This window comes from Terriglobales bacterium (assembly GCA_035454605.1).
In the GTDB taxonomy this organism is placed as follows: domain Bacteria; phylum Acidobacteriota; class Terriglobia; order Terriglobales; family Acidobacteriaceae; genus DATMAB01.
Genome location: DATIGQ010000193.1, coordinates 1 through 13,374 on the forward strand (window position 1 = coordinate 1; position 13,374 = coordinate 13,374).

Sequence of the window (13,374 nt, forward strand, 5' to 3'; positions counted from 1 at the left end):
GCGCCTACATGCTTAGAGGCGCGCGGCGGGAAGGGAGTTGCCAACGAAGCAGGTGGCAGGCGGAGGGAAAGGCACGCGCTTTGTTGGCACCGATGAAAGCGGATGAAGGCAACTGCGAAGGGTGAACTATGAACTGTGAACGGAAGGCGGACAACGGAAGGCGGACAACGGAAGGGGGACAACGGAAGGCGGACAACGGAAGGCCTTGCCCGTCAATGCATTAAGCTAGAAGCCAGCCGCTCGCACTGAGTACTGGCAAATGGGTACTGGGTACTGACCATGAAAACCGGGATCATCGGGTTGCCGCAGGTGGGGAAGACGTCGCTGTTCAAGATCCTGACGCGGGCGCATCTGGAGGCGCGCGTCAACCCGCGGGAGGCTCACCTAGGGGTGGCCAGGGTGCCGGACGAGCGCCTGGACCGGCTGGCCGCGCTCTATCAGCCGCGCAAGACGGTGCACGCCTCCGTGGAGTACGTGGACGTCGCGGCCATCGGCCAGGAAGCGCTGAAGGAGACCGCGTACCTGGGGACGCTGCGCACGGTGGATGCGCTGGCGCATGTGCTGCGCGCGTTCGAGGATCCGACCATCCCGCACGTGGGGGCCATCGATCCGGCGCGCGACTTGAAGAACGTGGACTTCGACCTGATGGTCAGCGACCTGGGCCAGATCGAGAAGCGGCTGGAGCGTTTGGAAAAAGACCTGAAGAAAGCCAGGACCAGCGAGCTGGAAAGAGAACACGAACTGCTGCTCCGGGCCAAGGCGCATCTGGAGAAAGAGCGTCCGCTGCGCGAAATGGAGATGATGCCGGAGGACAAGAAGCGCGTGCGCGGCTTCATGTTCCTGAGCGAGAAGCCGCTGCTGGCAGTGGTGAACGTGAGCGAGAGCGCCGACCTGGGCGCGGAGCTGGAACGCGCGGCAGAAACGTATGGACTGGAGGAAGCGGCGCGGCATCCCAACACGGGGGTCACCGCGGTGTGCGGCAAGGTGGAAGCCGAACTGGCGGAGATGAGCGACGCGGAGGCGGGCGAGTTCCTGGCCAGCTACGGATTGAAAGAGAGCGGGCTGGTGCGGCTGATCCGCAAGACCTACGAGCTGCTGGGACTGATTTCCTTTTTCACCGTGGGCGAGGACGAGTGCCGCGCCTGGACGGTGGGGCGCGGCGCGAAAGCGGTGGAGGCGGCGGGCGTGATCCACAGCGACCTGGCCAAGCACTTCATCCGCGCCGAGACGGTGCGCTGGGACGATCTGCTGGCCGCGGGGTCAGAGGCGGGAGCGCGCGCCGCCGGAACGCTGCGGCTTGAGGGAAAAGAGTACGAGGTAAGGGACGGCGACGTGGTGCACGTCCGGCACTCGGGCTGAGTACCCAGTACCGAGTACTCAGTACCGAGTACTCAGTACCGAGTACCCAGTGCCGAGTACCCAGTGAACCCCTCAGCGGGTGGAGTCTATGAGACCGTTGGTAATCCGGCCCACCTCATCCGCCAGGGTGATGAGGCGTTGAGCAGCTTCTTCCGTCAGATAGTGCAGTCGCCGTGCAAGTAGGATCTGAGTCTCCAATTCGGCCAGCGAGCCGCGAGCATGGCGCAGGAAATGGCGGAATTCGGGCTTCGAGTAATGCGCCTGGCCTTCGGCAATGTTGCTCGGCACCGAGGTCGCCGCACGGCGAATCTGGCTGGTGAGACTGTAGAGTTCGTGCTTCGGGAAATTCTCCGTTCCGCCGTAAACCGCTTCTGCCAAGTCCATGGCTTTCTGCCAGGCCACCAGATCCTTGAATGACTTCCCCATGGCCCAACCTCCCGGGAGGATTCTTGCTGCCTGGGCCCTTTGCCTTTAACTGGGTACTAGGTACTGGGTACTCGGTACTGCTTCAATGTCCCTTGAACAGGAAATCCAGCACGAACAGCAGTCCCACGCCGAGGAAGACGACCATGGCCATCTTGACGCCTGGCTCGCGGTTCACTTCCGGCAGCAGGTCGGTGGCGGCGACATAGAGAGTGACGCCGGCGGCGAGAGGCAGCGCGGCGCGAATGGCGCCGCGGGCCAGCGCCATGGAGAACACGCCCGCGAGAGTCGCCGCACCCAGCAGCGCCGAGGCCGTCCACGCCGTCTTGCGGCTGCGCCCGCTGGCCAGCATCACCGAGGCGACGGTGAATCCTTCCGGCATCTTGTGCAGGAAGACGGCCACGAAGATCACCCAGCCCAGCCAGGGCGAGACCAGGAACCCGGAAGCGATGGCGATGCCGTCGAAGAAAGCGTGGATCAGCAGTCCGAGCAGCACGCGGTAGCCCTTGTGCGAATGAATGAACTCATCGGCGTGGACCTCTTCGCCGAAGTGGAAGTGCGGGGTGATGGTGTGCTCGAAGAAGTGGACCAGCAGGTAGCCCATGAGCACGAAGCCCATCACGCTGCCGCCGCCCAGGTGCAGGCTTTCGGGGATCATCTCCACCATCGCCGTGGCCAGCATGAATCCCGAGCCCAGAGCCACGAAATACTTCAGGTAGCCGCGGCTCCAGTCGCGCTGCACGATCACTGCGCCGCCGATGACGTTGGCCACTGCGGCCGTCAGTCCTAACAGCATGCTCAGGAGGATGGGATCGGAGGGCATGAGAGAAGCCCGTCGAGAATAACAGAGTAGGCGAGTACCCAGTACCGAGTGCTGGCAACTAGGTACTGGCTACTGAGTACTGGCTACTTTTTCCACAACCGAATTCCGTTCCGCGCTCCGCGAGCGGGTGTAAAATTTTTGTGTTACCGCACGTTCATTCCTTCGTTAACCCGCCCGCCGGTCGAGTCCTCCGCGGGTCGCCTCCGACGGGCCCAGCATCCCTAGGGAAAGGAGCACTGCCATGTTTGCTCGAATGGTCGAACTGACCGTGAAGAAGGACAAGCTGAACGATCTGCGCGCCCGGTTGGACAGCGAGATCCTGCCCTTCCTGCGCAAGCAGACGGGTTTCACCGATGAGCTGGTGCTGCGCGCGGACGGCAATCCCGATCGCATCCTGGCCATCAGCCTGTGGAACACGCGCGAGGATGCGGAGCGTTATCACCGCGAACAGTATGCGAAGATCGCCGAGATCATAAAGCCCATGCTGGCTGCGGATCCCACCCTGCAAACCTTCAACGTGGACGTTTCCACGCCTCACAAGATTTCCGCCAAAGCGGCGTAAACCCAAAGGGCCCGGCGGTGAAAGCCGGGCCCTTCGTCTGTGCAGACAGGCAAGAAGAAGATCGCGCTCAACGCGGTCCGGCGGCCAGGTCTTTCATCATCATCAGCGAGCCATAGTCGCGGCCGGAGGGCTCGACGGCGCGAGCCACTACGCCCGCAAAGGCGTCGCGATACTCCGGGAAGCGCGCCAGGAAGGCGCGGCTGACGGCCAGGTTCTCGGCGTTGGCCTTGGCGGAATCCGAGACGTCGGCAGCTTCGTACTTCACCACCAGCAACAGGCCCTGTTCCGCGGGCACGGGGAAGATGTGGGTGATGCGCACGTTGCGGCCCCCGACAGCGAGACTCAGCGGCTGGTCGTAGGGAAGCTCGGCGGGTCGCACCTGCTGCTGCTCGTCGTAGATATTGTCCAGCACTTCGGTGCCGATGAAGGGCACGGGCGCGAGCAGGTCGCGCGCCAATAGATAAAAGAACCAGGCGTTACGTGGCTGGCCGGAAAGCTGGAAGGCGCGCGCTTTCTCCAGGAACCACTGCGCGTCGTGGTCCAACAGGGTGGAAGGCTTCAGGTAGAGGCCGGCGAGCTTCCAGGGCTGGGCGAGAGCGACATCCGGTGTAGCCATGGCGGGCGGCGGCTCCTGGCGCAACACCAGCGAAAAGGTGTGCGGGGCGGCGGACGCCGGGAGATCGAACAGCACTACGGCATAGCGGCCGGGCTCGAGGTCGCTGAAGGTGAACCCCAGCCAGCCGGGTGTGCGATAGACGCCGCAGTAGAAGCTCACCTGGGAGCGCGGCTGGTCGCCATTGGTTTCCAGCAGGTAGAGGCCGCGCAGAGCCGGCTGCGCGGACGCCAGGAGCTCGTGGTGGGCGACGACGGCGTCAGCGATGGCCTGAAAGCCGGCGGCCACGGCTGGGATCACGCTCTGGCGCAGGGTTTCGGTGTCATTGCGTGCTGCCGCCTCCCAGTAGCGGCGGGCCGTGTTCTGGATGGCCCGGCGCGTGGCCGGGAACATCTCTTCTGAAGTAGCGCAGGTTTGCGCGCCCGCCAGCGGCACGGTGAGGGCTGCGGAGAGCGTAAGCGCGACGTAAGCAAGAAGACGCAAGACGGCGACTCCTACTCTTCCATCATATGCCAAGCGGCAGCAGCGCGGGGACCCTGGAGCGGGTGTACAATCTCGAATCGGCAGGGGCAAAGATGAAGATGTTGGCCAAGCTCGCTGCGGCAATCCTGGTAGGCATTCTGGCGATACCGTCCGCCGCCACCACCCTCCCCGCCAAGAAGCGCGGCGCGTCCCAGAAGAAGCCGGAGCCGCGCGCGGCGGTGGAGCCACCTGAGCCGCAGCCGCTGCTTCCCTATGAGCTTCCCCCCACGCCGCCGCAGGTGAGCTACCGCGGCGGGCAACTTTCCATTCAGGCCGAGAATTCGACACTGAGCGCGGTGCTGCAGGCGGTGGCGAAGGCAACCGGCGCGCGCCTGGAAGGCCCGATGAGCGGGGAGCGCGTCTCCGTGAAGTTGGGACCGGGCGCGCCCCGCGACGTACTGGCCGAGCTGCTGACCGGGTCGAACTTCAACTACGTGATCGTGGGCTCGCCGGCAAATCCGGCGGCGGTTACGGCGGTCACGCTGACCGTGCGCGGTGGTCCGCCCACTCCGCCCCGGCCGGGCCCGCCACCCGGAGCGTTCCAACGCGAACCCGTCGTCGAGGAGGATCAGTCGGAAAACGTTGAGCCTGAGCCGCAGGTGGAACCGGTCGTCGAGCAACCGCCGCAGGGGTTTACACCGGAAGGCTTTGCACCCCAGCCCAGCGTGCCCGCCCAGCCGGAGGCTTCCCCGCAGCAGCCCAAGACGCCCCAGCAGCTCCTGCAGGAACTGCAGGAACGCCTCCGCAAGCAGCAGGAGGAGCAGCAGGAGAACAAGTAGGCGAAGCCGGAAGAGCGTTGAGCCGATGCAGGCCGACGGCCGGCCTCAATCCACGATGTGCCGAGCCGTATAGCCCTCGCGGGCGATGATCTGCACTTTGACTTCCTTGTTCTTCTCGTTCTTCACCTTCAACGGGCCGCTGCCGTCGGGTGCCACCAGTTCCACCTTGATCTTGCGATAGCTGCCGTCCAGCGCCCGGTTGGTAGGGTTGTAGGAGAGGGTGTACTGATTGCGGGTGATAGCGGCGATCTCGCGGAAGATGCCCGGCAGTTCCCCTTCGAAGCGGGGCTTGTACCAGCGGCCGCCGGTCATCTGGGCAAAGTGGCGCATCTGGTTGTCGGCCTGGAGATAGGTGAGGCTGGTGATGGGACCGACCATTCCACGGCTTTCGGCGTACAGGCGGATGGCCTCGCCGGTAGAGATGGTGAAGATGGTGACGTCGCGCGATTCCCTGATCTTCTTCAAGGTGCGGTCGAGGGTGAGCTTGCTGAAGGTATCCACGCCCGTGGCGACCAGGATGACGTACTTGCGTCCCTCGATGCTGTCAATGCGATCGAGCGTGTCATAGAGCGCGTCAAAGACGTTGGTTTCGCTGAAGCCCGGCATGCGCAATTGGTTGAGCGCCGCGAACACCGCGCCCTTATTCTGGGTGAAGTCCACCATGATGTGGGGCTTCATATCGAAGGCCACAACGGCCACCCAGTCCTGCGGCTTGAGCGTGTTGGCGAACTGGTAGGAGGCGTTGAGCGCGTCGTAAATGAAGTAGTAGCTGTTGGCGGCGAACTCCACTACCAGCACGGCGGTGATGGGCGCCTCCGATTGGTTGAAGTTTGTGACTTTCTGGGGAACGCCGTCCTCCAGCACGCGGAAGTGTTCTTTCTTGAGCCCGGGCACGAACTGGCCGTCCTTGGTAACCACCAGCACATCCACGTTCACCAGGGGTACGTCCACCCGCAGCGAGTAGTCGGGCATGTCGCTGGGGCCGGGACGACGCGCAGGTTCGGGGGGTGGCGCCTCCTCCTTGCGCTTGGGTACGGCGATGGGACCCACTGGGACGTTGGGACCGCCGGCCTCGTCCGGTTTCTGTTCCGCCTTCTTGTCGGGGGTCTGGGGCTGGTCCTGCGGCAGGGCGGCGGCCAACAGACCGGCTGCGGAAGACACCAGAAGCAAAAGGATGAGCATCGCCGCCGGCACCGAACCGGCCCGGGAATCGGAAGGTCGCAGTTTCAAGCGGGCATCGCCTCGCATCACAATCTGCTAGTATAGATGCACGTAAGGGCGTTTTTGATAGCGGGTTTCGGCCTGTGCCCCTTCCCTGGGCGCAGGGATGACCGGGGACGCAGGACGCAATGATACGAGCCGTAGCAGTCCGGTTTTTCCTTTTCCTCCCCATCTTTCTGATTGTCTGCGTTGGTGCGTCGATGGCTGCCGGTCCGGCTACGTTGCCGGTGGGGCAGGTGCAGCCGGGCATGCAGGGCGTCGCCTATACCGTCTTTGCGGGCACCAAGCCGGAAGCGATGGAAGTGGAAGTGCTCGGCGTGCTGAAGAACGTGCTGGGGCCGCGCCGGGACGTGATCCTGGTTCGCCTGGGAGGCGCCAAGGCGGAGCACACGGGTGTGGTGGCCGGAATGAGCGGCAGCCCGGTGTACATCGATGGCAAGCTGGTGGGGGCGCTGGCGTTCCGCATCGGGGCGTTTGCCAAAGAGCCGATCGCCGGGGTGACGCCCATCGCCGACATGCTGGAGATCAATGAACTGGACCGCAGCGTGCCGCCGGTTGCCGTAGCCTCCACGGGCAGCGCCGAACAGGTGGCGGGCGCGGCCAGCGCGGGAACCACGCCGGACCTGGAAGCCTACCGTCAGGAATTGCGTCCCATCGATACGCCGCTGGTGTTTGCCGGCTTCAGCGAAGAGGCGGTCGAGCGCTTCGCGCCCCAGTTCGCTTCCAGCGGCATCGTGCCGGTGCTGGGGGCAGGGGCGGCCAGCGGCACGCGGCAGCCCGAGCCCTTCGAGCCCGGGTCCATGGTGGGAGCGGTGTACGTGCGCGGCGACATGAGCATCACCGCCGCCTGCACGGTGACCTACGTGGACGCCGACCGGCTGCTGGCCTGCGGGCATCCCATTTCGCAGTTCGGCCAGGTGGACATGCCCATGAGCAAGGCGGAAGTCCTGACCACGCTGGCCTCGCCCTACAACTCGTTCAAAATCGTGAACGCCACCGAGCCCGCCGGCGCCTTCGTGCAGGACCGGCAGGCCGGCATCCTGGGCCGCTTCGACCGCAGCCCCGAGATGATCCCGGTCTCGGTGAAGCTGGAGGCCGGCGACCGCACCCGGCAATACCGCTTCGAGGTGCTCAACAACCCGCGCATCACGCCGCTGGCCATCATGGTGACGGTGTTCAATGCGTTGCGCTCCGACAACCAGTACGGCGAGGAAGTCACCTTCCGCATGCGGGGCGCCATCCACGTGAACGGCTATCCCGACGTGGCCCTGCAGGACATGTATGCGCCCCCGGAGGCCAACATCCCCACCGCCTTCCAGGTGGCGCTGGCGCTGGGAAGCCGCTTCTCACGCATCTTCGGCAACCCCTACGCCCGGCCCCAGGTGGCCGGAGTGGACCTGGCGTTCGACGTGCTGCCGGAGCGGCGCTGGGCGCGGCTGGAAAGCGCGCGCACCGATGTGACCGAGGCCCGGCCCGGCGACAGCATCGTGATCGAAGCGGCGCTGCGGCCCTATCGCGGCGAGCGCATTGTGCGCCAGGTGCCGGTGCGTATTCCCGCCTCGGTGCCGAAAGGAACCCTGCGCGTGTTGGTGAGCGACGGCGACACTCTCGACCGCATGCGGCGCATGACTCTGCCCTTGGGACGGCAGCTCGAACTGGGTTCGACCATCGCCATGCTCAACAAGGAGCGGGTCAACGATCGTCTCTACTTCTCCCTGCTGCAGCCCAATCCGCAGGCGCTGGTGGAGGACAAAGTGATGCCCTCCCTGCCGCTTTCCGTCATCAACGTGATGGACGGCCAGCGCGGCACGCGCGAAGTGGTAGTGCTGGGCGAGTCCGCGGTGGACGAAAGCTCTACGCCGCTGGACTACGTGGTGGTCGGCGCCCAGGTGCTGAGCATCAACATCAAGTAAGCCGACAGCGGACAGCAATCAGCCAGGACATCCGAAACGTCAGACCCGCTTGCGCCCGAAACTCAAGCAGAAGGCCATTGTTGCCGGGGTCGGGCGTGTTGCCGCGGCCGAGTCAGGTAGACTGAACGGTTGTCCTCGACGCTTATGACCATCGAACGGCATCTCCGCCCCTTTCTGAGTTCCTTGTTGGTCCCTTGCCTTGCCGTCGTCGCCCTGGCTGGCGGTACCCGCACCTGGGAGCAGACCCGGTTCGAAGAATTCGCCAAGGGCACGGCCAAAGGAGTGGCCATCTCCAGCGGCGGCAGCCTGCTGCCGGCGCCTGCGTTCGACGCCGTGGTTACGTCGCCTTCCACCTACCTGTGGGCGGTGGCCGCCGACGGCAAGGGTAACGTGTTCGCCGCGGCCGGCGCCCCGGCGCGGGTCTACCGCATCTCGGCTGCAGGCAAGCTCACGGTGGTCTTCAAGCCGCAGGAGTTGCAGGTGCAGTCGCTGGCCGTGGATGGAAAGGGCGTGGTCTATGCCGCCACTTCTCCCGATGGCAAGGTTTACCGCATCGAGCGCAAGTCCGACGCCAAGCCCGCCCAGAGCCAGCCGGCGGAGAGCAAGGCGGGCGACACCAGCGTCGAGGTTCCATCCGACCCCGAGTACGCCGCCGCCGAATTCTTCGATCCCAAGACCAAGTACATCTGGGACCTTGCTTTGGATTCCGAAGGGCGGCTCTACGTCGCCACCGGCGACCGCGGCGAGATCTTTCGCGTCAACCCGGACGGCAAGGGCGCCGTCTTCTTCAAGAGCGACGAAGCCCACATCCGCGTGCTGGCCTTCGACGCCACCGGCCAGCTTCTTGCCGGCTCCGACGGCAGCGGCCTCATCTACCGCATCTCTCCTTCCGGAGAGGGCTTCGTGCTCTACAGCGCGCGCAAGAAGGAGATCACGGCGCTGGCCGTCGATGCCCAGGGCAACATCTACGCCGCCGGTCTGGGCGAGAAGCGGTCGGCGCCCACAGTGCTGCAGCCCTTTCCACAACCCGCCGTACCCGTGACTACACCCCAGCCCCCCACCGCCGGTGTGACGGTGCAGGTGACGACGCAACCGCAGGCGCCGCCGCCGGTGGTCCTGCCTTCGACGGCCGGGGTGCCGGGCGGCTCGGATGTCTACCGCATCGCCGCGGACGGTTCCCCTCACACGCTTTGGAGTTCGCCGCGGCATGTGGTGTACGCGCTGGCGTTCGACCGCCAGGGGCGCTTGTTGGCCGGAACCGGCAACGACGGCCGCCTCTTCGCCATCGCCGCCGACGGCTCGTACACCGACCTGGTCAAGGCCAGCGCCACGCAGATTACCGCGCTCGCTCCTATGATCGACGGCACCTTCTACGCCGCCACCAGCAACCTGGGCAAGGTGTTTCGCATGAGCACAGCCCCGGCGGCGGAAGCCAGCTTTGAGAGCGACGTCCTCGATGCCCGCAACGTCTCCCGCTGGGGGCGCGCCGAAGCCCGCGGCACGGGCCGCTTCGAGCTGTGGACGCGCAGCGGCAACGTGGACAATCCGGACCGCAACTGGAGCCCGTGGAAGAAGGTCGGGGTCACTGGCATGGTGGACGCCCCGCCCGCCCGCTTCCTGCAGTGGAAGCTGGTGCTCGAAGGAGGCTCGGCGCCCGGGCGGGTGGAAAGCGTAACGGTGGCCTACCGGCCCAAGAACGTCGCTCCGGAAGTGGACGAAGTCGCAGTGCAGGCGGGAGCGCGCTTCCCAACGGTGCCCAAGCCGCCGGTCGACAATCAGCCCGTGGTGGTGGGCGCGCCACCGCCCGGCGCGGCCCAGCAACGCTTCGAGCCCCCGCCTCCCCCGGCCCAGCGCGACCGCAACTCCGTGGCCGCCCGCTGGAAAGTCACCGACGATAACGACGACGACCTGGAGTTCACGCTCTACTACCGGGGCGACGGCGAATCGCGCTGGAAGCTGCTGGACGAAAAGCTCACCGACAAGGTGTACTCCTGGGAGGCCGGGCGGCTGCCCGACGGAGGCTACAAGCTGAAGGTGGTCGCCTGCGACCTGCCGTCGAACGCTCCGGACGAGGCGCTGTGCGGCGAAAAGGAGAGCCCGCGTTTCGAGTTGGATGCCACGCCGCCTCGGGTGGAAAACCTGAAAGCAGTCGTGGAGGCGGGTAAGGCGCGGGTCACGTTCCTGGCCACCGATACCTTCTCGCCCGTGCTTCGGGCGGAGTACTCCGTCGACGGCGCCGACTGGAAGCGCATCGAGCCCGCCGACGGCATCGCCGATTCCCTGAGCGAGAGTTTCGACGTCGCTATCCCGGTCACTGCCGGGGAAGAGCACAGCATCGTGGTGCGCGCTTACGACAAGTTCGACAACGCGGGGAGCGCGAAGGTCGTCGTCAAGTGACGCTTCACACAGTTGCGGACACCGTCGCCTGGTTGCTCGTTAGCTGGTACTCCACCATTCCGTCGTTCTGGCTCATCATCCATCCTTCACCGGATTTCTGGCGGCGTGTACGCTCGCCCTACCGCATCATTCTTCCGCTTTGGCTATTGATGATCGCTGCCGCGGCTCTCGTGACCCGGCCCTGGCGTCACCTGCATCTCTACGACACACCGTACTCCTGGGCGCTGATCGTTTTCTTCGCGGCCTGCGCCATTTTCTTTTATCGCGGCTCGCGTTCCCACATCAGCGGGCGGCAGGTGATGGGGCGGCCGGAAGTAGAGGTGGGAGCACACGAGGAGCAGAAACTGGTCACCACCGGCATGCACGGCCGGGTGCGGCATCCGCTCTACGTCGGTCACATGCTCATGATGTTCGGCTGGAGCGTCGCTTCCGGCCTCGTCGTCTGCTACGCGCTCACGGCCTTTGCCATCCTCACCGGCGCGATCATGATTCCTATGGAGGAGAAGGAACTGGAGCGACGCTTCGGCGACGCCTATCGCGAGTACAAAAAAAGGGTGCCGATGTTGATTCCGAAGGCTTCTTCAAGCTAGAAGCCAGGAGCCAGAAGCTCGAAGCTCGATGTCCATCGAACTCTTCATCGCCGCCCGCTACCTGCGCGCCAAACGCCGCCAGGCAGTCATCTCCGTCATCACCGCCATCTCGGTGGTGGGGGTGGCGGCGGGCGTGGCGTCGCTCATCATCGCGCTGGCCATCAACAACGGATTCCGCCAGGACCTGCAGCAGCGCCTGCTGGGCGCCTCCGCGCACGTCAGCCTGATGCGCGCCGAAGCCGACGGCATCCGCGACTGGCGCGAGCTCACCACCCGCATGGCAACGCAGCCCGGCGTCGTGGCCGCCGCTCCCGCCATCTACGAGCAGGTGCTGGTGTCGCGGGGCGCGCGCGCCAAGGGCGTGGTGCTGAAGGGCGTCGTCCCGGAAAAAGAACGAAACGTCAGCGACCTGCTGGCGGCGGTGAAGTTCGGCTCGGCCGATGAGCTGAGTGCGCCGGCTCCCGGCCGTGAAGCCACCGAAGAGCTCCCCGATCCACTCGACCGCCGCCACGCTCCCATCGTCCTGGGCAAGGGTCTGGCCGACGAACTCGGCGCCACCGTGGGCTCGGTGGTGGTGGTCACCAGCCCGCAAGGCGAGCTGACGCCCTTCGGCATCGTGCCCAAGTACGTGCGCTTTCGCGTGGTGGGCATCTTCGACTCCGGCTTCTACGACTACGACCACGCCTGGGCTTTCACCGGCCTGGAGTATGCGCAGCGCCTCTTTGGCCTGGGCGACGTGGCCAGCGTCATCGAGTTCCGCGTGGCGAACGACGACCTCGATCGCGCCGCCGAGATCGGCCGCCAGCTCGCGCCCGCCGCCGGCCCCGGCTACGTCTCTACCAACTGGATGGAACAGAACCGCGCCCTGTTCCGCGCCCTGCGCCTGGAGCGGGTCGTGACCTTCATCACCATCGGACTCATCGTGCTGGTGGCCGCGCTCAATATCCTCATCTCGCTCATCATGATGGTCATGGAAAAGACCCGCGACATCGCGGTGCTCATGTCCATGGGCGCGCGGCGCGCCCAGGTGCGGCGCATCTTCATCGCCCAGGGGGTGATGATCGGCGTGGTCGGCACCGCCCTGGGCCTCATTGCCGGATACGCGCTCTCCTGGGCCGGCGGACATTACCGGTGGATCTCGCTCTCGCCCGAGATCTATTCCATTGATTACGTCCCCTTCGCGCCGCGCCTGCTGGATGGCGTGGTGGTCGCCCTGGTCGCCATCGGCATCTCGTTCATTGCGACTCTGTATCCTTCGTGGTCCGCCGCGCGGGTGCTGCCCGCGGAGGCGTTGAGGTACGAGTGAACGGAAAGCGCGTTCCGCTGTCCGCCTTCCGCTCTGCGTAACCTCCCTCGAGGTTGTCATCCTGAGTCCGCCGTGGCGGACGAAAGATTCCGCGGTTGCTTTTCATTGATTCAATGATTCACTGACTCAATGATTCAATCCCTGCTTCCCGCCTCCTGTATTCTGAGAACGAGAACCGAGAACTGACGATGTCCTACTGTTCCATCGCCCCCGGCCATCCCTTCCACGGTCCTTACCACGATCGCGAGTACGGATTCCCGTTGCGCGGCGACGACCAGCTTTTCGAGCGCCTCATCCTGGAGATCAACCAGGCCGGGCTTTCCTGGCTCACCATCCTCAAGAAGCGCGAGCACTTCCGCGCCGCCTACGCCGGATTCGAGGTGGAGCGCGTGGCGCGCTTCGGGCGCCGCGAGAAGGCGCGCCTGCTGCGGGACGAAGGCATCATCCGCAACCGCCTGAAGATCGACGCCGCCATCGAAAACGCCCGCCGCATCCTGCGCCTGCGCGAGGAGCACCGCAGCTTTGCCCGCTGGCTGGACGCCCACCATCCCCGCTCCAAGCCCGAGTGGATCAAGCTCTTCAAGCAGACGTTCGTGTTCACCGGCGGCGAGATCACCGGCGAGTTTCTGCTCTCCACCGGCTACCTGCCCGGCGCCCACGTCGAATCCTGTCCCGTGTTCCGCCGCATCGCCAAGCTCAGGCCGCCCTGGATGCGGGAAGGGAAGCCGTAACACACTTTGGTAACTATTGAAATTCATATGGGGGATGCAATCTTGCCAAGCAGTGCTTTAATAGCTCTACGAGCGCGGACTGCGCTCGGGCTCGCCGATGCCGCGGCGCGCGAATGTGACGAAGGCGCGTCCGGG

The 13,374-nt window shown here is 65.3% G+C and carries 12 protein-coding genes; 8 read left to right on the forward strand and 4 right to left on the reverse strand.

The genetic code is table 11. The features are described 5' to 3' along the window. The first annotated feature begins 279 nt into the window (after positions 1-279). Entirely contained in the window at positions 280-1,359 is a 1,080-nt protein-coding gene (gene ychF, locus VLE48_13625) for a redox-regulated ATPase YchF (protein ID HSA94049.1), read from the forward strand. A 72-nt stretch (positions 1,360-1,431) separates the two neighbouring features. On the opposite strand, the gene VLE48_13630 is transcribed toward ychF, so the two are convergent. Together VLE48_13630 and VLE48_13635 are read right to left on the reverse strand one after the other, a co-directional pair. Further along, on the reverse strand, positions 1,432-1,761 hold the full coding sequence (locus tag VLE48_13630) for a four helix bundle protein (GenBank protein HSA94050.1): 330 nt from the start codon (positions 1,759-1,761) through the stop codon (positions 1,432-1,434). A gap of 106 nt (positions 1,762-1,867) precedes the next feature. Continuing rightward, the gene (locus VLE48_13635) at positions 1,868-2,605 is read right to left on the reverse strand and encodes a ZIP family metal transporter (GenBank protein ID HSA94051.1); all 738 of its coding nucleotides are present in this window, start codon (positions 2,603-2,605) and stop codon (positions 1,868-1,870) included. Positions 2,606-2,846: 241 nt separating this feature from the next. Here VLE48_13635 and VLE48_13640 point away from each other — a divergent pair, with 241 nt between their 5' ends. Then, a complete protein-coding gene (locus VLE48_13640) occupies positions 2,847-3,167 on the forward strand; it encodes an antibiotic biosynthesis monooxygenase (GenBank protein HSA94052.1) in 321 nt (106 codons plus the stop codon). Between the two features lie 67 nt (positions 3,168-3,234). Here VLE48_13640 and VLE48_13645 read toward each other — a convergent pair whose 3' ends face one another. Further along, positions 3,235-4,263 (reverse strand): hypothetical protein, encoded by a 1,029-nt coding sequence (locus VLE48_13645; protein ID HSA94053.1) that lies wholly within the window; start codon positions 4,261-4,263, stop codon positions 3,235-3,237. Between the two features lie 92 nt (positions 4,264-4,355). Here VLE48_13645 and VLE48_13650 point away from each other — a divergent pair, with 92 nt between their 5' ends. Then, the gene (locus VLE48_13650; protein HSA94054.1) at positions 4,356-5,081 is read left to right on the forward strand and encodes a hypothetical protein; all 726 of its coding nucleotides are present in this window, start codon (positions 4,356-4,358) and stop codon (positions 5,079-5,081) included. A gap of 45 nt (positions 5,082-5,126) precedes the next feature. Here VLE48_13650 and VLE48_13655 read toward each other — a convergent pair whose 3' ends face one another. Further along, positions 5,127-6,329: a VWA domain-containing protein gene (locus tag VLE48_13655; GenBank protein HSA94055.1), complete on the reverse strand. Its 1,203-nt coding sequence runs from the start codon at positions 6,327-6,329 to the stop codon at positions 5,127-5,129. A 173-nt stretch (positions 6,330-6,502) separates the two neighbouring features. Between VLE48_13655 and VLE48_13660 the strand changes: the two genes are divergently transcribed. The 5 genes from VLE48_13660 to VLE48_13680 all read left to right on the forward strand — a co-directional run bounded on the left by VLE48_13660 (position 6,503) and on the right by VLE48_13680 (position 13,239). Then, positions 6,503-8,215, forward strand: coding sequence for a hypothetical protein (locus VLE48_13660; GenBank protein HSA94056.1), 1,713 nt, complete (start codon positions 6,503-6,505; stop codon positions 8,213-8,215). Positions 8,216-8,344: 129 nt separating this feature from the next. Further along, a complete protein-coding gene (locus tag VLE48_13665; GenBank protein ID HSA94057.1) occupies positions 8,345-10,612 on the forward strand; it encodes a hypothetical protein in 2,268 nt (755 codons plus the stop codon). Then, positions 10,609-11,202 (forward strand): isoprenylcysteine carboxylmethyltransferase family protein, encoded by a 594-nt coding sequence (locus VLE48_13670; protein ID HSA94058.1) that lies wholly within the window; start codon positions 10,609-10,611, stop codon positions 11,200-11,202. Before VLE48_13665 ends, VLE48_13670 begins: the two co-directional genes overlap by 4 nt. A 28-nt stretch (positions 11,203-11,230) precedes the next feature. Beyond that, positions 11,231-12,508, forward strand: a complete 1,278-nt coding sequence (locus VLE48_13675) for an FtsX-like permease family protein (GenBank protein HSA94059.1) — start codon at positions 11,231-11,233, stop codon at positions 12,506-12,508. A 188-nt stretch (positions 12,509-12,696) separates the two neighbouring features. Then, on the forward strand, positions 12,697-13,239 hold the full coding sequence (locus tag VLE48_13680; protein HSA94060.1) for a DNA-3-methyladenine glycosylase I: 543 nt from the start codon (positions 12,697-12,699) through the stop codon (positions 13,237-13,239). Positions 13,240-13,374: the final 135 nt, after the last annotated feature.